20 protein-coding genes are annotated in these 21,965 nt (G+C 59.9%); 12 read left to right on the top strand and 8 right to left on the bottom strand.

Annotated features, from left to right (window positions below; translation table 11 throughout):
- Positions 1–41: 41 nt before the first annotated feature.
- The 8 genes from BFP89_RS16665 to BFP89_RS16630 all read left to right on the top strand — a co-directional run bounded on the left by BFP89_RS16665 (position 42) and on the right by BFP89_RS16630 (position 8,962).
- Positions 42–659, top strand: a complete 618-nt coding sequence (locus BFP89_RS16665; RefSeq protein WP_065886547.1) for an NUDIX domain-containing protein — start codon at positions 42–44, stop codon at positions 657–659.
- Complete coding sequence (locus BFP89_RS16660) at positions 650–1,099, top strand: DUF1249 domain-containing protein (RefSeq protein WP_065886546.1); 450 nt, start codon at positions 650–652, stop codon at positions 1,097–1,099. The genes BFP89_RS16665 and BFP89_RS16660 overlap by 10 nt, the downstream gene beginning before the upstream one ends.
- Positions 1,100–1,196: 97 nt before the next feature.
- Positions 1,197–2,009: a 3',5'-cyclic-AMP phosphodiesterase gene (gene cpdA / locus BFP89_RS16655; RefSeq protein ID WP_065886545.1), complete on the top strand. Its 813-nt coding sequence runs from the start codon at positions 1,197–1,199 to the stop codon at positions 2,007–2,009.
- 180 nt (positions 2,010–2,189) lie between these two features.
- The gene (locus BFP89_RS16650) at positions 2,190–2,798 is read left to right on the top strand and encodes a YqiA/YcfP family alpha/beta fold hydrolase (RefSeq protein ID WP_065886544.1); all 609 of its coding nucleotides are present in this window, start codon (positions 2,190–2,192) and stop codon (positions 2,796–2,798) included.
- A gap of 45 nt (positions 2,799–2,843) precedes the next feature.
- A complete protein-coding gene (parE, locus tag BFP89_RS16645; protein WP_065886543.1) occupies positions 2,844–4,748 on the top strand; it encodes a DNA topoisomerase IV subunit B in 1,905 nt (634 codons plus the stop codon).
- Positions 4,748–5,743 carry an esterase-like activity of phytase family protein gene (locus BFP89_RS16640; RefSeq protein WP_065886542.1) on the top strand — a complete coding sequence of 332 codons (996 nt, stop codon included), beginning with the start codon at positions 4,748–4,750 and terminating at the stop codon, positions 5,741–5,743. Before parE ends, BFP89_RS16640 begins: the two co-directional genes overlap by 1 nt.
- 70 nt (positions 5,744–5,813) lie before the next feature.
- Positions 5,814–8,078, top strand: coding sequence for a DNA topoisomerase IV subunit A (gene parC / locus BFP89_RS16635; RefSeq protein WP_065886541.1), 2,265 nt, complete (start codon positions 5,814–5,816; stop codon positions 8,076–8,078).
- 173 nt (positions 8,079–8,251) lie between these two features.
- A complete protein-coding gene (locus tag BFP89_RS16630; protein WP_065886540.1) occupies positions 8,252–8,962 on the top strand; it encodes a PqiC family protein in 711 nt (236 codons plus the stop codon).
- A 58-nt stretch (positions 8,963–9,020) separates the two neighbouring features.
- On the opposite strand, the gene BFP89_RS28620 is transcribed toward BFP89_RS16630, so the two are convergent.
- The 3 genes from BFP89_RS28620 to BFP89_RS16620 all read right to left on the bottom strand — a co-directional run bounded on the left by BFP89_RS28620 (position 9,021) and on the right by BFP89_RS16620 (position 12,449).
- On the bottom strand, positions 9,021–9,503 hold the full coding sequence (locus BFP89_RS28620; RefSeq protein WP_141689098.1) for a hypothetical protein: 483 nt from the start codon (positions 9,501–9,503) through the stop codon (positions 9,021–9,023).
- On the bottom strand, positions 9,500–10,657 hold the full coding sequence (locus tag BFP89_RS16625) for an AAA family ATPase (RefSeq protein WP_065886539.1): 1,158 nt from the start codon (positions 10,655–10,657) through the stop codon (positions 9,500–9,502). The genes BFP89_RS28620 and BFP89_RS16625 overlap by 4 nt, the downstream gene beginning before the upstream one ends.
- 256 nt (positions 10,658–10,913) lie before the next feature.
- The gene (locus BFP89_RS16620) at positions 10,914–12,449 is read right to left on the bottom strand and encodes an AhpA/YtjB family protein (protein WP_065886538.1); all 1,536 of its coding nucleotides are present in this window, start codon (positions 12,447–12,449) and stop codon (positions 10,914–10,916) included.
- Between the two features lie 133 nt (positions 12,450–12,582).
- Here BFP89_RS16620 and serB point away from each other — a divergent pair, with 133 nt between their 5' ends.
- Positions 12,583–13,797, top strand: a complete 1,215-nt coding sequence (gene serB / locus BFP89_RS16615) for a phosphoserine phosphatase SerB (RefSeq protein ID WP_065886537.1) — start codon at positions 12,583–12,585, stop codon at positions 13,795–13,797.
- 122 nt (positions 13,798–13,919) lie between these two features.
- Here serB and asd read toward each other — a convergent pair whose 3' ends face one another.
- Genes asd through BFP89_RS16600 form a run of 3 tightly spaced genes read right to left on the bottom strand, consistent with a single transcriptional unit; the run spans position 13,920 to position 17,204 of the window.
- Positions 13,920–14,780: an archaetidylserine decarboxylase gene (gene asd, locus BFP89_RS16610; protein ID WP_065886536.1), complete on the bottom strand. Its 861-nt coding sequence runs from the start codon at positions 14,778–14,780 to the stop codon at positions 13,920–13,922.
- Positions 14,781–14,795: 15 nt separating this feature from the next.
- Positions 14,796–15,611 (bottom strand): thiosulfate sulfurtransferase, encoded by an 816-nt coding sequence (gene rhdA / locus BFP89_RS16605; protein WP_065886535.1) that lies wholly within the window; start codon positions 15,609–15,611, stop codon positions 14,796–14,798.
- Positions 15,612–15,668: 57 nt separating this feature from the next.
- Positions 15,669–17,204 (bottom strand): HDOD domain-containing protein, encoded by a 1,536-nt coding sequence (locus BFP89_RS16600; protein WP_065886534.1) that lies wholly within the window; start codon positions 17,202–17,204, stop codon positions 15,669–15,671.
- Between the two features lie 167 nt (positions 17,205–17,371).
- Between BFP89_RS16600 and motA the strand changes: the two genes are divergently transcribed.
- Both motA and motB read left to right on the top strand, forming a co-directional pair.
- Positions 17,372–18,223 (top strand): flagellar motor stator protein MotA, encoded by an 852-nt coding sequence (gene motA / locus BFP89_RS16595; RefSeq protein WP_065886533.1) that lies wholly within the window; start codon positions 17,372–17,374, stop codon positions 18,221–18,223.
- A 3-nt stretch (positions 18,224–18,226) separates the two neighbouring features.
- Positions 18,227–19,249, top strand: coding sequence for a flagellar motor protein MotB (gene motB / locus BFP89_RS16590; RefSeq protein ID WP_065886532.1), 1,023 nt, complete (start codon positions 18,227–18,229; stop codon positions 19,247–19,249).
- A 60-nt stretch (positions 19,250–19,309) separates the two neighbouring features.
- Here the strand turns inward: motB and BFP89_RS27620 are convergent, their stop codons facing one another.
- Together BFP89_RS27620 and rsgA are read right to left on the bottom strand one after the other, a co-directional pair.
- Positions 19,310–19,705 (bottom strand): type II toxin-antitoxin system PemK/MazF family toxin, encoded by a 396-nt coding sequence (locus BFP89_RS27620; protein WP_083203225.1) that lies wholly within the window; start codon positions 19,703–19,705, stop codon positions 19,310–19,312.
- Positions 19,706–19,991: 286 nt separating this feature from the next.
- Positions 19,992–21,023: a small ribosomal subunit biogenesis GTPase RsgA gene (gene rsgA, locus BFP89_RS16580; RefSeq protein WP_065886530.1), complete on the bottom strand. Its 1,032-nt coding sequence runs from the start codon at positions 21,021–21,023 to the stop codon at positions 19,992–19,994.
- 108 nt (positions 21,024–21,131) lie between these two features.
- Here rsgA and orn point away from each other — a divergent pair, with 108 nt between their 5' ends.
- Positions 21,132–21,674, top strand: a complete 543-nt coding sequence (gene orn / locus BFP89_RS16575; RefSeq protein ID WP_065886529.1) for an oligoribonuclease — start codon at positions 21,132–21,134, stop codon at positions 21,672–21,674.
- Positions 21,675–21,965 lie beyond the last annotated feature (291 nt).

The raw sequence follows: 21,965 nt of genomic DNA, 5'->3' as shown, positions 1-21,965 counted from the left end.
TTAGGATGGCGCCCACTGCACGGCTTATGACGAGGAAGAATATGACGGACTTTACGAAGTCGACGCCGAAGAATATCGAGATTGTTCAGCGCGACTCTGCCTACAAGGGCTTCTATCAGCTCGATCGGGTGCAACTGCGCCACGAGAAGTTCGACGGCGGCATGAGCCGTGTGATCAATCGTGAGGTGTTTGTGCGCCATGATGCGGTGTGCGTACTGCCCTACGATCCGCAGCGCGATGAAGTGGTGCTGATCGAGCAGTTCCGCGTCGGCGCCATGGGGCGTGCCGACAACCCGTGGCTGGTGGAAATGGTCGCCGGCCTGATCGACAAGGACGAGCAACCCGAGGAGGTTGCACACCGCGAAGCCGAGGAGGAAGCTGGGCTGACGTTCTCCGCGCTGTGGCCGATCACCAAGTATTTCCCGTCGCCTGGCGGCAGTACCGAGTTCGTCCACCTGTACCTGGGCCGTTGCGACAGCTCACAGGCCGGTGGTATCCATGGATTGGAAGAAGAGGCCGAAGATATCCGCGTGACCACCTGGGCATTCGAAGATGCCTTCCAGGCTGTGCGCGACGGCAGGATTTCCAATGCAGCCAGCATTATCGCCCTGCAATGGCTTGCGCTTAATCGCGCGGAAGTGAGGGGGCTATGGCAGTAAAGGCACGGGAACGTTACCGGGTTGACCTGATCGGGCTGCAAGCCGCGTGCGAGGCCAACTATGCGCGGCTGATGCGCCTGCTCCCCGACATGCGCCACACGCCCCAGGCGCGGCGCATTGCCGTAACCCACGGCGACCAGATGCTGGGCGTGCTGACCCTGGAAGTCATCGTCAATTGCCCGTACACCACCACCCTGCGCGTGCGCCAGGAACACAGCCTGCCCTGGCTGCCGGTGCCGCAGCTGGAAGTGCAGGTGTACCACGATGCACGCATGGCCGAAGTGATCAGCGCCGAACATGCGCGACGCTTTCGCAGCATCTATCCTTACCCGAATGTGTTCATGCACCAGCCCGATGAGAAAGCCCAGCTCAATGTGTTCCTCGGCGAATGGCTGAGCCACTGCCTGGCCCTGGGCCATGAGTTCGAAGTCGTGCGGTAGATGTGAACTGCGTTTGTTTCCCTGGGTTTCCTCTTTGTGTCCTGCCCCAGCATAATTGCCCCACCTGTCTATTCCTGTGACCGCTAGGGAGAGCGCCTTGCCGAGCGTATCCGCCATGAACCCTGACGCTGTGCTGTTGGTGCAACTGTCCGACAGCCATTTGTTTGCCGATGCAGACGTCAAGCTGCTGGGCATGAATACCCGCGACAGCCTGCGGCGGGTGATCGACCTGGTGCGCGAACAGCAGTCGCACATCGATCTGGTGCTGGCCACGGGGGATCTGTCCCAGGACGGCACATTGGCGTCATACCAGCAATTTCGCGACATGACCGCGCCGATGGGCGCTCCCGCGCGCTGGCTGCCCGGCAACCACGATGAGCCGCAGATCATGGCCGACGCTGCCGTGCACAGCGACCTGCTGGAGCCGGTGGTTGACGTCGGCAACTGGCGCGTGACCCTGCTGGACTCCGCCGTACCCGGTTCCGTGCCCGGCTACCTGCAGGACCAGCAGCTGCAACTGCTCGTCCAGGCCTTGAGCGAAGCGCCGAACCGGCATCACCTGGTGTGCCTGCATCATCATCCGGTGTCGATCGGCTGCGCCTGGATGGAGCCTATCGGCCTGCGCAATCCGGATGCGCTGTTTGCCGTGCTTGACCGCTTCCCCCAAGTGAAAGCGGTTTTGTGGGGCCATGTGCACCAGGAAATCGACGGCGAGCGCAACGGCGTGCGCCTGCTGGCGTCGCCGTCCACCTGCATCCAGTTCGCGCCGGGCAGTGAGGACTTCCAGGTCAGCGACCAGGCCCCAGGCTATCGCTGGCTGCGTTTGCATGCCGACGGGCGGTTGGAGACCGGGGTGGAGCGGGTCAAGGATTTCGCTTTTACCGTCGACTACGGCAGCAACGGCTATTAATAGCTGTAAACGCTGATCAAAATGTGGAAGGGGGCTTGCCCCCGATTGCGGTGTGTCAGCTGCCACATGTGCTGACTGACACTCAGCCATCGGGGACAAGCCCCCTCCCACATGGGTTCTCACACAGGCCCCTTATCCCTGTAAACTGCGCCTCTTTGGCTGAGTCACGGAGAGCCCGGCATGTCCGCTTCGATCCTCTATATTCACGGTTTCAACAGTGCGCCGGCCTCCAACAAGGCCAGCCAGTTGATCACCGTAATGGGCAAGCTTGGCCTGTCCGAGCAGCTGCGTGTTCCGGCGCTGCATCACCATCCGCGTCAGGCGATTCCTCAATTGGAGGAGGCCATCGCAGAACTGGGCAGGCCGCTGCTGGTCGGCAGTTCATTGGGCGGCTACTATGCAACCCATCTTGCCGAACGCCATGGCCTCAAGGCGCTGCTGGTCAACCCGGCGGTCAGCCCCCATCGGATGTTTGACGGCTACCTGGGAACCCAGAAGAACCTCTACACCGACGAAAGCTGGGAGTTGACCCTCGACCACGTCACGGCGTTGGCCGAGCTGGAAGTACCGGCTCCTCAGGACGCCGCGCGTTATCAGGTGTGGTTGCAGACCGGGGACGAAACCCTGGATTATCGCCTGGCCCAGCAGTATTACCGGGCCTGTGCCTTGCGCATCCAGGCCGGTGGCGACCACGGTTACCAAGGGTTCGCCCAGCAATTGCCGGCATTGTTGAGCTTTGCCGGCATTGGCGCTGCTCAGTATCAATCCTTCGATTTTTCGTCACTGTAAAAATCGCAGGTCATTTTTTAATCGAACGACTCACGACGAGACCCCATGGCCACTCCCAGCGCTAGCTCTTATAACGCCGACGCCATCGAAGTCCTCTCGGGCCTCGACCCGGTGCGCAAACGCCCCGGCATGTACACCGACACCAGTCGGCCGAACCACCTTGCCCAGGAAGTCATCGACAACAGTGTCGACGAAGCCTTGGCCGGGCACGCCAAGTCGGTGCAGGTCATTCTCCACGCCGACCACTCCCTGGAAGTGTCCGACGACGGTCGCGGCATGCCGGTGGACATTCACCCGGAAGAGGGTGTGTCGGGCGTCGAACTGATCCTCACCAAGCTGCACGCCGGCGGCAAGTTCTCCAACAAGAACTACCAGTTCTCCGGCGGCTTGCACGGTGTGGGGATTTCCGTGGTCAACGCCTTGTCCACGCAGGTCAGGGTCAAGGTCAAGCGTGACGGCAACGAATACCAGATGACCTTCGCCGATGGCTACAAAGCCACCGAGCTGGAGGTGGTCGGCACTGTCGGCAAGCGCAACACCGGGACCAGCGTGTACTTCGCGCCGGACCCGAAATACTTCGATTCGCCGAAATTCTCCATCAGCCGTCTCAAGCATGTGCTCAAGGCCAAGGCCGTGCTGTGCCCGGGCCTGTTGGTGAGCTTTGAAGACAAAGGCACCGGCGAAAAGGTCGAGTGGCACTACGAAGACGGCCTGCGCTCCTACCTGGAAGATTCGGTCAGCGACTTCGAACGCCTGCCCAACGCGCCCTTCTGCGGCAGCCTGGCCGGTAACAAGGAGGCCGTCGACTGGGCGCTGTTGTGGTTGCCCGAAGGTGGCGACAGCGTGCAGGAAAGCTACGTCAACCTGATCCCCACCGCCCAGGGCGGCACCCACGTCAACGGCTTGCGCCAGGGCTTGCTGGACGCCATGCGCGAATTCTGCGAATACCGCAGCCTGCTGCCGCGCGGCGTGAAGCTGGCGCCGGAAGACGTGTGGGAGCGCATTGCGTTCGTGCTGTCGATGAAAATGCAGGAGCCGCAGTTCTCCGGCCAGACCAAGGAGCGCCTGTCCTCCCGCGAGGCGGCGGCGTTTGTCTCCGGTGTGGTCAAGGATGCCTTCAGCCTGTGGCTCAACGAGCACCCGGAACTGGGCCTGGCCCTGGCGGAGCTGGCGATCAACAACGCCGGTCGTCGCCTCAAGGCCAGCAAGAAAGTCGAGCGCAAGCGCATCACCCAGGGGCCGGCATTGCCCGGCAAGCTGGCCGATTGCGCCGGGCAGGACCCGATGCGCTCCGAGCTGTTCCTGGTGGAAGGGGATTCCGCCGGCGGTTCCGCCAAGCAAGCGCGGGACAAGGAATTCCAGGCGATCCTGCCGTTGCGCGGCAAGATCCTCAACACCTGGGAAGTCGATGGCAGCGAAGTACTGGCCAGCCAGGAAGTGCACAACATCGCCGTGGCCATCGGCGTCGACCCTGGCGCAGCGGACATGAGCCAGCTGCGCTACGGCAAGATCTGCATCCTCGCCGATGCCGACTCCGACGGCCTGCACATTGCCACCTTGCTGTGCGCGTTGTTCGTGCAGCACTTCCGCCCGTTGGTGGATGCCGGTCACGTCTACGTCGCCATGCCGCCGCTGTACCGCATCGACCTGGGCAAGGAGATTTTCTACGCCCTGGACGAAGCCGAACGCGATGGCATCCTCGATCGCCTGGTGGCCGAGAAGAAGCGCGGCAAGCCACAGGTCACGCGATTCAAGGGCCTGGGTGAAATGAACCCGCCGCAACTGCGCGAAACCACCATGGACCCGAACACCCGGCGTCTGGTGCAGTTGACCCTGGAAGACTTCGCCGGCACTTCGGAAATGATGGACATGCTGCTGGCGAAAAAGCGTGCGCCGGATCGCAAGGCCTGGCTCGAATCCAAAGGCAACCTGGCCGAGGTATTGGGCTGATGCGCACAGGCGTCGCCCTGGCGATCCTGATGGTGTGCGGGTTGGCAGCCACCGATGGGGTGGCCGCGCCCGTGGCTGAGCTCAAGTTGGTGTCGGAACATCCGGTAGACGGCATGCGCGGCGGCAACCTGTCGGGCCTGGCGCTGTGCGGCAAGGACCTGTGGACGGTATCGGACCGCGATGATGACCGGATTTATCGTCTGGACACCCGCGAGCCGACCTGGAACGCCGAGGCATTGACGATCGACGTACCCCCGGTGCCCGAATCCGGCCTGCCGTGGGGGTTGCGCTCGCGCACCAAGGCGGCTTCGTTCATTCGCGGTGGAGACCTGGATTTCGAAGGCATCAGCTGTGATGCCGCAGGCAACCGCTACATCGTCAGCGAAGCCCATGCGGCGGTGTTGCAGGTACCGGCAGCCGGCGCCCCCGAATGGTTGAAGATCGCCCCGGGCATGGTGCGCGAGGCGCGGGCCAGCGGCATGTTGCTGCACTTCAATGCGTTGTTCGAAGGCCTGACGGTGAACCCGCAAGGCAATCAGATCTGGTTGGCCGCCGAGCGTGAGCGCCGTGGCCTGATCTCGATCAAGCGCGGGCAGAGCGTGTGGGATTGCGAGGGGGCTTGCGTATTGTTGAGCGAGGCCGGGCTGGAAGTGCAGCCGGCGCAGTTCACCAACGCCAAGGCCGTGTCCAAGGATTTTGCCGACCTGGCGCTGTTCAACGACAAGCTGTTCACCCTGGAGCGCAATGCATTCCAGATTTGCCGACGCGATACGGTGACGGCCAAGGTTGAGCTGTGCTGGTCGTTTGCCGACGAAACCCTGACGCCCGAACGGCGTTACCCCCAACCCTATGGCCTGGCCGAAGCCCTGGTGGTGGACGCCGATGGCGCCTGGATTGGTATCGACAATAATTTTGGCGCGCGTGCCGACGGTGAAAAGCGTCCGGTGGTCTATCGGTTTGCCGCCCCGGCCGGTGGCTGGAGTGCCCAGCCATGAGCCGCGACTTTTTTGAATTGAATCAGCGCAGCGGCAGTTCCGCTGCGCCTTACCCAATGATGAGGCCCGCATGAGTGACATCCTCGCAGACAGCTTAGATGGCGTAGAACGCCGATCGCTGGCTGACTTCACCGAAAATGCCTACCTCAACTACTCCATGTACGTGATCATGGACCGTGCCCTGCCGCATATCGGCGACGGCTTGAAGCCGGTACAACGGCGCATTATCTACGCCATGAGTGAGTTGGGCCTGGACGCCGATTCCAAGCACAAGAAGTCGGCGCGTACCGTCGGTGACGTGCTCGGCAAGTTCCACCCTCACGGCGATTCGGCCTGCTACGAAGCCATGGTGCTGATGGCCCAGCCGTTCAGCTACCGCTACACCCTGGTCGACGGCCAGGGTAACTGGGGTGCGCCGGATGATCCCAAGTCCTTCGCCGCCATGCGTTACACCGAGGCGCGTCTGTCGCGTTATTCGGAAGTATTGCTCAGCGAGCTGGGCCAGGGCACCGCGAACTGGGGGCCCAACTTTGACGGCACCCTCGACGAACCCCTGGTGTTGCCGGCACGTTTGCCGAATATCCTGCTCAATGGCACCACTGGCATCGCGGTCGGCATGGCCACCGATGTGCCGCCGCACAACCTGCGCGAAGTCGCCGCCGCCTGCGTTCGCCTGCTGGATGAGCCAAAAGCCACGGTCGAGCAGCTCTGCGAGCATATCCAGGGCCCGGACTACCCGACCGAAGCGGAAATCATCACGCCGCGCGCCGACCTGCTGAAAATGTACGAAACCGGCAAGGGATCGGTGCGCATGCGCGCGGTGTATCACGTCGAAGACGGCGACATTATCGTGACCGCGTTGCCGCATCAGGTGTCCGGCGCCAAGGTGCTGGAGCAGATCGCCGCGCTGATGCAGGCCAAGCCGTCGAAACTGCCGCAGGTCGCCGACTTGCGCGATGAGTCCGACCACGAGAACCCTTGCCGCATCGTGATCATCCCGACCAACAGCCGGGTGGATCATGCAGTGCTGATGCAGCATCTGTTTGCCAGCACCGACCTGGAGTCCAGCTATCGGGTCAACGTCAACATCATCGGCCTGGACGGCAAGCCGCAGCTCAAGAACCTGCGCAACCTGCTGGTGGAATGGCTGGAGTTTCGCGTACAGACCGTGCGCCGGCGCCTGCAATTTCGCCTGGATAAGGTCGAGCGCCGCCTGCACCTGTTGGACGGCTTGTTGATCGCCTACCTCAACCTGGATGAAGTGATCCATATCATCCGTACCGCCGAGCACCCGAAAGCGGAGCTGATCGCGCGTTTCGAATTGAGCGAGATCCAGGCGGACTACATCCTCGACACCCGCTTGCGCCAGTTGGCGCGACTGGAAGAAATGAAGCTGCGCGACGAGCAGGACGCATTGCTCAAGGAACAAGCCAAGCTGCAAGCGCTGCTGGGCAGTGAAGCCAAGCTCAAGAAGCTGGTGCGCAGCGAGCTGATCAAGGACGCCGAAACCTACGGCGATGACCGCCGGTCGCCGATTGTCGAGCGTGCGGAAGCGAAAGCTCTGACAGAAACCGAGCTGCTGCCTAATGAGAAAATTACCGTCGTTCTGTCGGAAAAGGGTTGGGTTCGCTCCGCCAAAGGGCATGATATTGACGCCACCGGGCTTTCGTACAAGGCCGGTGATGGCTTCAAGACCGCTGCCGCCGGGCGTTCCAACCAGTTTGCGGTGTTTATCGACTCGACTGGGCGCAGTTATTCGGTGCCGGCCCACACGCTGCCTTCCGCACGAGGGCAGGGCGAGCCGCTGACCGGGCGTCTTACACCGCCACCGGGGGCGAATTTCGAGTGCGTGCTGCTGCCGGATGATGATTCGTTGTATGTCATCGCCTCCGACGCCGGTTACGGATTCGTGGTCAAGGGTGAAGACCTGCAGGCCAAGAACAAGGCGGGCAAGGCGCTGCTGAGCCTGCCGAACAATGCCAAGGTGATCCTGCCGCGACCGGTGGAGGATCGTGAGCACAACTGGCTGGCCTCGGTGACCACCGAAGGGCGTCTGCTGGTCTTCAAGATCAGCGACCTGCCGCAGCTGGGCAAGGGCAAGGGCAACAAGATCATTGGTATCCCGGGAGAGCGTGTGGCCAGTCGCGAAGAGTACGTGACCGACATCGCCGTGATCCCCGAAGGCGCTACGCTGGTGCTTCAGGCCGGCAAGCGCACGCTGTCGCTGCGCCCTGACGACCTTGAGCACTACAAGGGCGAGCGCGGTCGACGCGGCAACAAACTGCCTCGAGGCTTCCAGCGAGTGGATGCTTTGTTGGTAGAAACGCCTGCTTAAGGCGTACTAGAGGCCTCGATCTACGATTTAACGCGTAGATCGACGCTTTGGCGCTGGAGTCATGGCGCATATTCACGGATGATATGGCCTTTCCAGCGCCGGCGTGGCCGAGCGTGTTTAGGTTATTTTTAGTATTACATTGTGGTTCGCCTTGTGGCAGCCACCTGGATGGGATGATGACTGCTCCACGCCTTCCTCTATTTTTGATGCTCGCTGGCCTGTTAGGGCTGGCGGGTTGCAGCACCCACCAGCCGGTGTCGCTGTACCAGCTGGACAGCGGAAGTCCGGCTCAGCCAGCACAAACCGCCGGCATGGCGGTCCTGCTGGGTCCGGTCATCGTTGCTGATTACCTGCAACGCGAGACCCTGCTCCAACGTCAGAACGACGGAAGCCTGCAAGGTTCCACGGATGGTCGTTGGGCGGGTAGCCTTTCTTCCGATATCAATCAATTGATGTTGCGTCAGGTGGCCGGTCAGTTGGACAGCCAGCGCGTGGTCCTGGCGCCTGGCCCATCCGGGTTTTCCCCGGATGTGCAGGTGTTGCTGACTATCACGCGGCTTGACTCCGGCAAGTCGCAACCGGCGATCCTCGATGCACAGTGGCGCTTGATCGACCGTCGCGGGCAAGTACGGGACAACCGTATCGTGCACCTGCAGGAAGAACATGCCGGCACCACCGCGTCCCAGGTCCAGGCCCAGGGCGTATTGTTGCAGCAGCTGGCGCAGCAGTTGTCGGTGGCGCTCAAGCCGCTGGCCAACCAGCCGCCGATTGCCGAGGCACCGCGCAAGCAGGCACCGGCACAGGCCAAGCCCGCGACGCCGGAAAAACCGAAGATGCCGATGGCAACACCGATTCGTACGGATCTGGAAGTGTTCAGGTTTTGATCACATACATCAACAAAAAAACCCGCGTTTTGGCGGGTTTTTTGTTGATGTATGTCGGCTAATTGGGTTCGGTTTTGTAGAATTTATGCTCTTTATCTACAAATACTAAATAAAATGTATTCTTGTCATATATAAAATCCCCTGGATCTTTTCGCTTTCCGTGCAAATCGTCGCTTATAACGAAACCAATAAGTCTGAATTTGTTTCCTAGGCGGAATCGGCACCATTGCACATCGTGGGGGACATGCTTTGGATGTGTAAAGTCCGAGTTCTTGGGGAAATCTCCGTATCGAGAATACACCGTCAATCCTCCTCCTCCTGCATTCTCCCGGCTCCAATCCACCAGGGATTTATCAGAAAAACTAATAAGCTTGTTGAAGATTTTCAGTAGTTCTTCATGAGTCAAGTCTTCTAAGGCGTTTGAGTATGCTTGGGATGACTCAAAATACTTTAGGTTGATTTTAGTTAGCTTGAATAGCTCGGAAGTTTCTATGGAGTCGCACGGAATGCTAGCAAGAAAGCGTTCTTTTCTTTTGCTCATATCCGGGGTACTCCGCCAATTTTCCCTTTTATATAAATGGGTGAGATAGGGCGGTCATTGCGAATTATAGAGCCTGGGATTTCATCTAGTCGGTAGCAATAGCTTTCATTTTCTTCTTTGTTAACCAGAACAGTGCGGTATTTGCCGAGGGTGTCAATTATCTCAGTGTTGTGTGATGTGAAAATAAACTGAGCTCCAAGCTTGTTAATATTCTCATCTTCGAACATGTTTAAGATGCCCGGTAGCAGCAAAGAGTGCAAATGTACATCGAATTCATCAAGAGCAAGTACTCCGCCCTGTTCAAGTACTAACCAGTATAGCGCGAGAAATATATATAATTGCTTTGTGCCACTGGACTCGTCGGCATACTTAAGTGAAAAATTTTTTCCTTCATGTGTATGGTGAAAGACAGGATAAAAATAGGGCTGACCTTTTTCGTTTGTGTCCTCCGAAATAGATATGTCTAAAACGCCGACATCACTCTTTTTTATTAGCTCTTTCGCAAAGCCGAATATTTTGCTGTCTTGTCCGTAGAGTTGAGATATTTCTCTATAGTCAACATTTTTGCTGAGTAAGCCAGATGCAGGGCTTACGTTTGATAGAACAGTATCAAAGAAGCCATATATTGTGCTGAGGTCTTCAAGTTCGGAAAAGGTTTTGAATTTACTGAAAGTGCTCACGAATGAGGCGTTACTATTCAGCTTGATTTCTTTTAGATGGGCGAGATCTTTTCTTGAGTAAGTTATTTCGTCATAGTTACGCTCGATAAAAGGAAGCATTTTTTTTACTTTCTTTGACAACTTTTCTGATACGACTTTCCCTGAGCTAATGCTGAGTTCGTATTTATAATATGTCTCTTTGATTTTAAAATCGATATAAAACTCGGAAGGTGAGCTTTTGTCGTCAAAAAAACTTTTAATAGGCAGGGTGTCTTCAGGCTTCATATTCGAAGACGAATTAATAAAGTAACTTAGAAAGGTCAGTGCTTTGATGATGTTTGTCTTGCCGGAAGCGTTACCTCCCTTAATGCCTATCAGGCTGCTCGCTTCCTTGTCTTTGGATATGAATGAAGGCACGTTGCTGTCAAATCGGAAAGAGATAGTCGACATTTCCTTGAATGAAAAAAAATTTTTGAAACCATACTCTAATATCATGAAAAATCTCGTGTCTTAGACAATTTTGGCAGTATATCACTCTCGATCGTGGTTTTGGGGGTGCCATATTTGCCTGTTAAGTCGTTTTTGACATAAAACTCTGTTTTGAAAGATTTCTGCGTTTCATAGGCTTTCTCTCCGACAAAGGGCTGAACCTTCATTTCTAGAGATCAGAGTTCCTAAATGCACTTCATTGAGACAGTAAAAAGCCCGCAGATGGATAACCAGCGCGGGCTTTTTTATCAGGCCTCTTACTCTATTTTTTCGCACGGGTCTCATGCATCCGCGCCAACTGCCGCTCCAGCATCGACGGGTACGGCTCCATCAACCGCTCCACACAGCTGGCCCCTTCAGGGCTGGCAATCGGGCGGATGCGTGCGCGCTGGCGGATCAGCGGGTCTTCACTGATCTTGCGCTCCACCAGCAGCAGATTACGGCTGTGCTGGGACAAGGCCAGGGCATCCTGGGCAATCTCGGTCAGCAAGAGGTCGATCTGGCTGATGCCGAACAGGTCATCGCCCACCGTCAGGCCCAACTGCAATTGCAACGTAATGCCGCTGTCCGCCACTTCGATCTGCAAGGCATGGCCCAGGGCGCGCAGCAACTCGCCGCAGCAGATGGCGTTGGTCAGGTAATCCTCGCCGCTGTCTTCGCTGTGGAACAGCATCAACGTGCTGCCGTCGTTCAGGGTGTGCAGTTCGCTCTGGTAGAGCGAGGCCGCCTGGTCGAGACAGTCGCGGTAGCGTTCCAGCAATTCCGTCAAGCGGGCGCGGGGCAGGCGGCGCAGTTGGTCCTGGGCACCCAGTTGCACGGCGAGTACGGCGCTGTACTGGGGCTCGGTGCTCTTGGGCGCAAGCGCTTTCGGCGCTACGGCAGGCGCGGTGTCTGCGGTATCGCGCAGGTCGGCGAACGGGTCTTCGTCGTCCAGTTCGTCTTCTTCGGCCTTGATCACATGCCGTGGCGCAGGCTTCAAACCCGCCACCGGAGCGCTTTCGTCGAAGCCTGGGTCACGCAGGTCGCGCACTTCAAATTCAGGCTCGCCGTCGTTGTAGTCGGCCTCGTCGTACTCCGGCTCGGGTTCAACCTCAGGTACCGTCGGCTCCGGGGCGAAGCTGGCATGAAGTTGGCGCGCGAGGTCGCCGATTTCGTCCTGGCGGTCGGTGGCCGGGGTATGTTCGTTGATATCGCGCAGCCAGATGCGCAGTTGCATCAACGGCGTGGAGATATGCCGCCCCAGGCGCAGGCTCAAGGCCAGGGCCAGGGCCAACAGGATTGCGCTCAGGATGCCCATGCTTTGCAGGCTGATGGTCATCGGTTGCTGGAACTGTTGCATGTCCAGGCTGATGCGCAATTGGCCGGCTTTCACATCCTGAAACGTGATATTGCTCTGGTACAGACCCTCGGCTTCGCCCAGCAGGCCGTTTTTCGGACGCTGCCCGGCTTCGGCCATGATCCGGTTGTCCACGCTATAGATAGCAGCGTGGGCCACCAGCGGGTTCTTGGTCAGGTTGTTGAGCAGCACATTGAGGCTGAGAATGTCGTTGGACACCAGCAACTCAGTCGCCGAGGTGGCGGTCTGGGTGGTCAGGCTCTCGCCCAGGGCGTCGGCTTGCTCATGCATGGCCTGCTTGAACTGCAAACCCATCACGCAGGCGTAGATCACCAGGGCCAGAGCGACCAGGATCACGTTATGGCTGGCGATGCGTAATGCGATCGGTACACGGCGGTGGCGCAGTGCCCGGAAGATCAGCAGGAAGAAGTTATCGGTTTTTACTGGCGTGGGCCGGTTCACTTGCGCTCGGCTCTTGGTCCGTGAAGTTGACGCGCAGTATAGCGACAGGCCCATGACCGGCAAAGCGCTGGCTGTGCCCGATGGTCACTGAAAGTGGGTAGAATGCGGTTTTTTTCCAGCCTGGGGGTGCGCTTTGCGCGAAATTGTCCTGATCAACATCACAGGTCTTGACCGACCGGGTCTCACCGCTGCCATTACCGGTGTTCTGGCCCAGGGTGGTGTGAACATTCTCGACATCGGCCAGGCGGTGATCCACGACACCCTGTCGTTCGGCATCCTGGTGGAAATTCCCAGCACCGAGCAGGCATCGTCGGTCCTCAAGGACATCCTGTTTACGGCCTACAAGCTGGATCAGCAGGTGCGCTTCACCCCAGTGTCCGAAGCCGATTACCAGCATTGGGTCGAAGGCCAGGGCAAAAAACGCCATATCGTGACGTTGCTCACCCGCAAGGTAACGGCCGAACAACTGCAGCGCGTCAGCTCGATCACGGCGCATTACGGGTTGAACATCGACCATATCGACCGCCTGTCGGGACGCATGCCGCTGGACACGCCGGCGGACAAAGGCAAGGGCTGCATCGAGTTCTCGGTACGCGGCGAGCCGGCCGATGCGCAAGCGCTGCGCGCTGAGTTCCTGAGCGTGGCCCAGGAGCTGAATGTCGACATCGCCTTCCAGGAAGATTCGCTGTTCCGGCGCAATCGTCGTCTGGCGGTGTTCGACATGGACTCGACCCTGATCGAAGCCGAAGTCATCGACGAGCTGGCCAAGGCGGCGGGTGTGGGCGAACAGGTCAGCGAGATTACCGAGCGGGCGATGGCCGGCGAGCTGGATTTTCGCGCCAGCTTCAAGGAGCGCCTGGCGCTGCTCAAGGGCCTGGACGTGAGCGTGCTCGACTCCATCGGCGCTTCCCTGCGCCTGACCGAAGGCGCCGAAACCCTGTTCGCCGAACTCAAGCGCCTGGGCTACAAAACGGCCATCCTGTCCGGCGGCTTCACTTATTTTGCCAAGCAGTTGCAGGCCAAGCTGGGCATTGACTACGTGTTTGCCAACGAGCTGGAAGTGGTGGATGGCAAAGTGACCGGCGTGGCGGTGGAGCCGATTGTCGACGCACAACGCAAGGCGGACCTGCTCAGGGAGCTGGCGCACAAGGAAGGCTTGCGCCTGGAGCAGACCATTGCGGTCGGCGACGGCGCGAACGACTTGCCAATGCTGGCGATTGCCGGGCTGGGCGTGGCGTTCCGCGCCAAGCCGTTGGTCAAGCAGTCGGCCAAGCAGGCGATTTCGACCTTGGGGTTGGATGGGGTGCTGTATCTGCTGGGCTTGCGCGACCGTGATGGTCAGCTCTAACTGACGAAATGCGCTCAAAAATGTGGGAGGGGGCTTGCCCCCGATTGCGGTAGTCCAGTCAGAGATGTATTGACAGGTCCACCGCCATCGGGGGCAAGCCCCCTCCCACACTTGGTTCTGCGTCAGGCCTTGGGTGTTGCGATACCCTGGCCCATCTGCACGGGCGAGCCCGCCAACAATGCTTCGGTCCATTTCACCTGATCCGGCCCGAACAGCACGATAGCGGTCGAACCCAGCTTGAAGCGCCCCAGCTCCGCGCCTTTTTCCAGGTGAATCGGCGCACGGGCAGCTTCGTCGTAGCGGAAGGTTTTCAGTTCGCGCTTGGGCGGCGTTACCAGCCCGGCCCATACGGTCTCAATCGAAGCCACGATCATCGCGCCCACCAATACCACGGCCATCGGGCCGCGTTCGGTGTCGAACAGGCAGACCACCCGCTCGTTACGCGCAAACAGTTCCGGTACGTTCTCGGCGGTGGTCTGGTTCACCGAGAAAATTCGCCCTGGCACATAGACCATCTCGCGCAAGGTACCGGCCAGTGGCATATGCACCCGGTGGTAGTCCTTTGGCGACAGGTAGATGGTGGCGAAGTCGCCGCCCATGAACGGCGCAGCCAGCGCAGCGTCGCCGCCCAGCAGTTCCAGCACGCTGAAGCTGTGGCCTTTGGCCTGGAACACACGGCCATGTTCGATCGGGCCGAGCTGGCTGACGGCACCGTCGGCCGGGCTCAGTACGGCGCCCGGCGTTTGATCCAGTGGGCGCGCGTCGTCTTTCAGTGCACGGGTGAAGAAGGCATTGAAGTGCTCGTAGGCGGTCAGGTCTTCAACCAGCGCCTGGGACATGTCCACCTGGTAACGCTTGGCGAACCAGCGGGTGAAGGCATTCTTGAACCAGCGCACACGGCACTCGGCAATGCAGCCGGCCAGGCGCGAGAGCAAGTGGTGCGGCAGCAAATACTGGCTGAGGATAAACAACTGCTTTTTCATAACTGTCCTTAAACCTTAAATCTCAACGGGGGTGTCGGGGTGGTTGCCCCATTCGCCCCAGGAACCGGCATAACCTTTGACTCGTGGATAACCGAGCGCCTTGGCCACCAGGTAGGTGAAGCCAGAGCGGTGGTGGGTCTGGCAGTGGGTGATGATTTCTTTATCGCGGGTCAGCCCGAGGTCTTCGAGAATTTGCGGCATGTCGCGGCGGATGCGCAGGCTGCGCGCCGTATCCATGCCGGCGGTCCACTCGAAGTTCACGGCGCCGGGGATGTGCCCGGCTTTGGCCGCGAGGACTTTTTCACCGGAGTATTCCAGCGGGCCGCGTGCGTCCCAGATAGCCAGGTCGGCCGCGCCGAGCCGGCTTTGCAGGTATTCGCGGGTGGCGGTGGGGCCGTCATGCAAGGTGAGGCTGACCGGGCCGCCGACGGGGGTGGGCACCTCGGTGGATAGCGGGTGCTTCTCGTCCAGCCACGCCAACAGGCCGCCGTCGAGGTAGTGGTATTTCTGATGGCCGATCACGTCGAGCATCCAGATAAAACGCCCGGCCCAGCCGCCGCCTTCGTCGTCATACACCACATAAGTGGCATCGGGTGTGTGGCCCAGCTCGCCGAACAGCTTTTCCAGATCGGCCTTGTTTGGCAGCAGGCCCGGCGCGGGCGGTTGGCCAAACTGGGTGCGCCTGGGGTCAACGAAATGCGCGCCGGGGATATGCCCTTCGGCGTAGCGGGCGGCACTGGTGAGGTCCACCAGAATCAGGTGTTCGGCATCAAGGCGACCTTGCAGGTCGCTGCATTCGATCACCAGCGGCAAGCCAGAGAAGTCAGGCATGTGAGGTCTCCTGGGCACAAATGTTGGCGATAAAGGAGGGCGATTGTAGCGCAAGCATCAGGCGCTGCGGTTGGTAAAGCTGTGCAAGGCTTTTTCGACGCATTGCGCGGTTTTGCCGAAGGCTTGCACGGTGGTTTCCGAGAACGGCCCGCCACCCTGGTCCGCCACCATCAGCATGACCACGCGGCCATTACAGCTCAGCGAGCGCAACAGCAGGTGCTCGCCGGTAAACAGGCGGCGCAGGATCGGTGGCAGCAGCGCGGCGAACTGCGCATGGTTGTCAGGACCGAGACGCACCTGGGCGGACTTTTCCAGCAAGCGTTGCAGCAATGTACTGTTGACCACATCCAGGCTCAGGTTGGCAGCGTCCTTCGGCAAGCCATCGGCCTGATGCACACGCAAGGTGCTCAAGGCGCGATCGGCCATGAACAGCAATACGCGCTGCATGCCGCTGGCGACCAGGGCTTCCTTGGCGCACGTGGTCAGGTGCATCGCATTGGCAAAGCGGCTCGGCTCGACCAGCAACTCCGTGCAACGGTTGCGCCACAGCGCCAGTGCTTCAGCCGTGGGCGGTGGCGCGGGCAGCAAGCCACGATGGACTTTTTGCACGTGCCACGGCCAGATCAGCGACAGCGCCGGGTGCCAGAGATCAGGCATCAGGGTGCTGCGGGCGCTGGTGACCGCTTGCTGGTGAACCTGCTGCTGCACATCGCCCAGTGACTCTTGCAGATACAGCGCAGTGAGGTATTGCCAGCGCTCGGTGTGCGGGCAGGTCCAGGACTCCTGCGCCGACAGCGCCAGGCCGTTGGCCAACAGCACCGTGTTGGCCGGCTGATTCAGCCAGCGACGCAGGTTGGGTTCGGCGTCGAGTAACTGCTGGTGGCGCAGCGGGTCGTCTTCGCGGGCGATACGCAATGCCTTGACCAGCAGACGCCGCTCGCCCAGCAGCAGGTTATAGCCCTGGGATACCCAGATCGGCAGGTGCCAGGCCGCAGTCAGGCCAAGGCACAGGTCCAGCAGGCGCACGCCGAAGACTTGCTGCTCGACCTTGCGCGCCGACTCGCCCTTGTGGATCACCCGCAGCTCCCATTCCTCAAGCAGCTTGGGGTAGGCCACGGCCATCGGCCACAACGGTGACAGAAACAGCAGGCTGCCCCAATGGATGTCCTGCCACAAGCGCGCCAGGCGGCTGCCGAACAGGCCGTTGGCTTGCTGGGACGCGTGCTGGCTGACCAGCAGCAGTTGGCGCAGCGCGACGGGAATCTCGCGGGCCGGCACCGAAGGCAGGCGCACCAGCAGTTCTTCGGCGCGTTTAAGGCCGAGGCGATTGAGCGCCACTTCGAGGTTTTCCGCCGGTTCCGCCAGGCTGCCGTGGGTGTGGCTGTTGGCCTCGCGCATCACGCTGAGCACCAGGGCCGGGCTGTCTTGCATCAGCTCGGCGATGTCCCTCAATGAGCTGCGGCTGTCGCGGATGGCTTTGCACACGCGCTCGTGGCTGGCCTGGGGAACGGGCAGCAGCACCTCGTCCAGGCGCTGGATCCAGGCGGCGAGGGTGGTGGGTCTTGCAGTTGGGACTGTCGTTTCATTAGCCATGATTGGGGCGCGATCATCATATGTGTTCAACACACCCGTAACGGGCTGAATTGGCTTTTCGCCTTAACGGGCTATAGTCTGGCGCAGTTTCGCCGATAAGTAGAACAAGAGTTTTTCAGCTGCACCCACTATGTCCATGAACCCGACGGCGCAAGTACAGATCCCCTATGGCTAAAATTATCGGCATCATTGTCGTCATCGCAAGTGTGCTCGGCGGGTACGTCCTGTCCCACGGTAAAATTGCCGCGCTGATTCAGCCTTTCGAAGTGTTGATCATCGGCGGCGCCGCCTTTGGCGCCTTCTTGCAGGCCAACCCGGGCTACATGACCATGCACGTGATCAAGAAGTCGCTGGGCATGTTCAGCTCGCGCTTCTCCCACACGTTCTATCTGGAAGTGCTGGGGCTGGTCTACGAGATCCTCAACAAGAGCCGCCGCGAAGGCATGATGGCCATCGAAGGGGATATCGAAGACGCCGCCGCCAGCCCGATCTTCGCCAAGTACCCGGCCGTGCTCAAGGACGAGCGCATGACCGCGTATATCTGCGATTACCTGCGCATCATGTCCTCCGGCAACATGGCGCCCCATGAGCTCGAAGGCCTGTTCGACATGGAGCTGTTCAGCCTCAAGGAAGAGCTGGAGCATCCTTCCCACGCCGTGACCGGGATTGCCGACGGCATGCCGGGTTTCGGTATTGTCGCGGCGGTACTGGGTATCGTGGTGACCATGGCCTCCCTGGGCGAGGGCGATCAGGCGGCCATCGGCATGCACGTCGGTGCCGCGCTGGTGGGCACCTTCTTCGGTATCCTGGCGGCCTACGGTTTCTTCGGCCCGCTCGCCACCTCCCTGGCGCATGACGCCAAGGAAGAAATCAACCTCTACGAAGCGATCAAGGCGTCCCTGGTCGCCTCGGCGTCAGGCATGCCGCCGTCGCTGGCAGTGGAGTTCGGGCGCAAGGTCTTGTACCCGAAACATCGCCCAAGTTTCTCCGAGCTGGAACAAGCGGTTCGCGGTCGCTAAGCCATGGAAAACAACCAGCCGATCATCATCAAGCGCGTCAAGCGCTTCGCCGCGGGGCATCACGGCGGCGCCTGGAAAATCGCTTTCGCCGACTTCGCGACGGCGATGATGGCGTTCTTCCTGGTGCTGTGGCTGATGTCCACCGCCACCCCTGAACAGAAGATCGCCATTGCGGGTTACTTCAAGGACCCGATTGGTTTTTCGGAAAGTGGTACACCCTTCGTGATCGACCTGGGCGGTTCGCCGCAGCTGGCGCCGGAGCGCACCATCAATCCGGAAGTTGAGACCGAATCGCCTCAGGATAAAATCCCGATCGAGCGCGATCAGGTCGAAACCATGGCCGAACAGGTCGAGAAAGAGCGCCTGGAGCTGTTGCTGCAGGAACTGCAGAACAAGGTTGAGGAAAACCCGCAACTGCTGAAATTCAAGGATCAGATTTCCTTCGAGATCACTCCGGAAGGCTTGCGTATCCAGATCACCGACGCCGCCAACCGGCCGATGTTCGATTCCGGCAGCGCGCGCTTGAAGCCGTACTTCGAAGATATCCTGTTGGCCATGGCCGACACCATCAAGGCGGTGCCGAACAAGATCAGCGTCAGCGGCCACACCGATGCCAAGCCCTATGCGGGGCAGGGCGACTTCGGCAACTGGGAACTCTCGGCCAACCGCGCCAACGCCGCCCGCCGTGCGCTGGTGGCCGGCAGCTATCCGGACCCGCAAGTGGCGCGGGTGGTGGGATTTGCGTCATCGCAGTTGTTTGATCCGAAAGATCCGTTCAACCCGATCAACCGGCGTATCGATATCGTTGTGCTGACCAAAAAGGCCCAGCGTGCGATTGAGGGCGATCAGCCGCCACCGCCGCCAGCTCAGGGCGAAGGCGCCCCCGGTGAAGTGCCGGCGGACCCGAACGCGCTCCCGCCAGGTCAGGAGCCGCTGCCGGCCCATGAGCTGCGCCAAAAGCTGAACCTGTTTGATGACGGTGGGGTGAAGGACCCGACGGTGCCTGCGCCGGCGCCGGGGTCGTAAGCGGCCTCTATAAGCCACACATGAAAAAGCCCCGATCATTCGGGGCTTTTTCATGTGTGGTCAGAGTGGCAGGTACGCTTTGATACCACCGATTACGCCGCGCATATCATCAGCGCACAGGCGTGGTACGAAGTACTCTCGACCCTTGGCGCGAGTCTTTCTATGCAATTTGTCGAGGCGTTCGAAGCTGACGGTGTAAATCATGTCGCATTTCACCCACAGCTCTTTATAACCGTCGGATTGAAGTGGGTTGGCGCGTAGTAGAGGGTGCCAGTCGTACTGGATTTCTGGTGCAGTCGAGGAAATCGGCACCACGGTGCAAAGCTTGCGATTATGTGTAGAGGTTGGGGATATCACTACGACCTTACGGATCTTCAACATCTCTGGCGCTACAAAACCTCGTGTGAAGTCACACAGCAGTACATCGCCTTGTTTGGGGTGATAGTAGAGAGCCAACTGTTAATTCCCCACAAAAAGCAAAGCCGCCCGAAGGCGGCTTCATTCGACACGCAGCGGAGCTTGCTTCGCCCCTTCTGCGCCGCTGGATCAACTCCGAAAAGGATCCAGACTCCTGCCAGCTTTCGCTGGTGACGGAGCAATTATGGGCATCAGGAAATCCGAATACAAGCTGGCTTGTGTGTATCAGCCACCCAGTTGACCCGGATTCTTGATGCCTGCTCCTGTTAAATCAATGGGCTAGGGCGTTCAGCACCCTGGTTTATGTGTATCAAGAAATTGACCGTCAATAACTGCTCTCAGGCAAGCTCGCAATAATCGACCGATAGCTGTTCATCCGCTGCTGCTGCACACGCCCATCCTCCAGCGCCTTGAGCAGTGCACAGCCCGGCTCGCGGTCGTGTTTGCAGTCGCGGAAGCGGCAGGTGCCGATCAGGTCGTTGAACTCGATGAAGCCTGCTTCCACGTCGCTGCGGCTGACATGGCCGAGGCCGAATTCACGAATGCCGGGGGAGTCGATCAGTTCACCGCCACCGGGGAAGTGGAACAGCCGTGCGGTCGTGGTGGTGTGCGTACCCTGGCCGGACAGTTCCGACAGCGGGCCGACGCGGGTGTCGACTTCCGGCAGCAGGCTGTTGACCAGCGACGACTTGCCCACGCCCGACTGGCCGACAAACACGCTGATGCGCCCGTCCAACTGCTGTTGCAGCTGTTCCATGCCGTTGCCGTGATGGGCCGACACTTCCAGCACCGGGTAGCCCAGGGTGCGGTAGACCGCCAGCAAAGCGTTGAGCGCCGGAGCGTTCTGCTCGTCGATCAAGTCGAATTTGTTCAGCAGCAGCAGCGGGCGGATACCGGCATGCTCGGCGGCGACGAGGTAGCGGTCGATCAGGTTGGCGTGGGGCTCGGGCAGCGGCGCGAACACGATCACAATCATGTCAACGTTGGCCGCCACCGGCTTGAGCTGACCGCGGCTGTCGGGGCGGCGCAGTTCGGTACTGCGTGGCAACTGGGCGACGATCACGCCGATGCCCTGGTTGCCGGCGCGCCACACGACTTTGTCGCCCGTTACCAGCGCGGGCAGGTTGGCGCGCAGGTGGCAGCGGGACACAGTGCCTGCGAGTTCGCCTTCCAGCGCCTCGACTTCAACCTGCACGCCGAAGTGCGCGATCACCAGGCCGGTTTGTTCAGGCCCCAGGTCGCCGCCCTCGAGCGCTTCCACGGCGGAGGATTCACGTTTGGCTGCGCGCGCTGCGCGTTCACCTTGAATCTTTTCGATGCGCCAGTTTTGGCGACGATTGAGCTGGCGTTTGGCCATTGGTGTTCCGTGTCGATAATGCAAAAGTTGGGTAAAACGGTCGCGAGTCTAGCACGGCGCCGCCTGCTAAACTGCGCAGCTACGCCAAGGTGCCAAGAGAATCAAGCCATGCAAAACCCACAGAACCTGATTTGGATCGATCTGGAAATGACCGGTCTGAACCCCGACACCGACGTCATCATCGAGATGGCGACCATTGTCACCGACAGCAACCTCAACACCTTGGCCGAAGGTCCGGTGATCGCCATTCACCACAGCGATGCCGTTCTCGCCACCATGGATGAGTGGAATACCCGCACCCATGGCAACTCGGGCCTGACCCAGCGGGTACGCGACAGCCGCATCAGCATGGCCGAGGCCGAAGCCGAAACCATCGCCTTCCTGGAAAAATGGGTACCCAGGGGCAAGTCGCCGATCTGCGGCAACAGCATCTGCCAGGACCGGCGCTTCCTTTATACGCATATGAAGGGGCTGGAAAGCTACTTCCATTATCGCAACCTGGACGTGTCGACCTTGAAGGAGCTGGCTGCGCGCTGGGCGCCGGAGGTCAAGGACAGCTTTCATAAGGGCAGCACGCACCTGGCGCTGGACGATATCCGCGAGTCGATCGCCGAGTTGCAGCATTACCGCAAGCATTTCATCAAGGCTTGAAATCGACGCGACCGCTGGACATGTGGGAGGGGGCTTGCCCCCGATGGCGGTGTGTCAGGCCCGGATGCATTGACTGACACTCCCTTATCGGGGCATAGGTATCTACACAACTTTGGTATGACGCCGACATGTGACGAGGGGGCTAGCTCCCGTGGCGGCCCGTCAACGACAGTTACCCATCTGATACACCTCGGTCCAAATGTGGGAGGGGGCTTGCCCCCGATGGCGGCCTCAGGGCCGACCAGGATGCTGGATCAGATCGAGTACATATCCGTTTCTGCGGTAACGGCT

This window comes from Pseudomonas sp. 31 R 17 (assembly GCF_900004915.1).
Taxonomy (GTDB): Bacteria; Pseudomonadota; Gammaproteobacteria; order Pseudomonadales; family Pseudomonadaceae; genus Aquipseudomonas; species Aquipseudomonas orientalis_A.
The sequence above is the reverse complement of the archived record's forward strand: the minus strand, read 5'-3'. Positions and strand labels throughout refer to the sequence as shown.

Excerpts from the sequence above, each read along its gene's own strand:
- BFP89_RS16665 (WP_065886547.1), top strand. The coding sequence starts at position 42 with ATGACGGACTTTACGAAGTCGACGCCGAAGAATATCGAGATTGTTCAG.
- BFP89_RS16660 (WP_065886546.1), top strand. The coding sequence starts at position 650 with ATGGCAGTAAAGGCACGGGAACGTTACCGGGTTGACCTGATCGGGCTG.
- BFP89_RS16650 (WP_065886544.1), top strand. The coding sequence starts at position 2,190 with ATGTCCGCTTCGATCCTCTATATTCACGGTTTCAACAGTGCGCCGGCC.
- parE (WP_065886543.1), top strand. The coding sequence starts at position 2,844 with ATGGCCACTCCCAGCGCTAGCTCTTATAACGCCGACGCCATCGAAGTC.
- BFP89_RS16640 (WP_065886542.1), top strand. The coding sequence starts at position 4,748 with ATGCGCACAGGCGTCGCCCTGGCGATCCTGATGGTGTGCGGGTTGGCA.
- parC (WP_065886541.1), top strand. The coding sequence starts at position 5,814 with ATGAGTGACATCCTCGCAGACAGCTTAGATGGCGTAGAACGCCGATCG.
- BFP89_RS16630 (WP_065886540.1), top strand. The coding sequence starts at position 8,252 with ATGATGACTGCTCCACGCCTTCCTCTATTTTTGATGCTCGCTGGCCTG.
- BFP89_RS28620 (WP_141689098.1), bottom strand. The coding sequence starts at position 9,503 with ATGAGCAAAAGAAAAGAACGCTTTCTTGCTAGCATTCCGTGCGACTCC.
- BFP89_RS16625 (WP_065886539.1), bottom strand. The coding sequence starts at position 10,657 with ATGATATTAGAGTATGGTTTCAAAAATTTTTTTTCATTCAAGGAAATG.
- asd (WP_065886536.1), bottom strand. The coding sequence starts at position 14,780 with ATGAAAAAGCAGTTGTTTATCCTCAGCCAGTATTTGCTGCCGCACCAC.
- rhdA (WP_065886535.1), bottom strand. The coding sequence starts at position 15,611 with ATGCCTGACTTCTCTGGCTTGCCGCTGGTGATCGAATGCAGCGACCTG.
- BFP89_RS16600 (WP_065886534.1), bottom strand. The coding sequence starts at position 17,204 with ATGGCTAATGAAACGACAGTCCCAACTGCAAGACCCACCACCCTCGCC.
- motA (WP_065886533.1), top strand. The coding sequence starts at position 17,372 with ATGGCTAAAATTATCGGCATCATTGTCGTCATCGCAAGTGTGCTCGGC.
- motB (WP_065886532.1), top strand. The coding sequence starts at position 18,227 with ATGGAAAACAACCAGCCGATCATCATCAAGCGCGTCAAGCGCTTCGCC.
- rsgA (WP_065886530.1), bottom strand. The coding sequence starts at position 21,023 with ATGGCCAAACGCCAGCTCAATCGTCGCCAAAACTGGCGCATCGAAAAG.
- orn (WP_065886529.1), top strand. The coding sequence starts at position 21,132 with ATGCAAAACCCACAGAACCTGATTTGGATCGATCTGGAAATGACCGGT.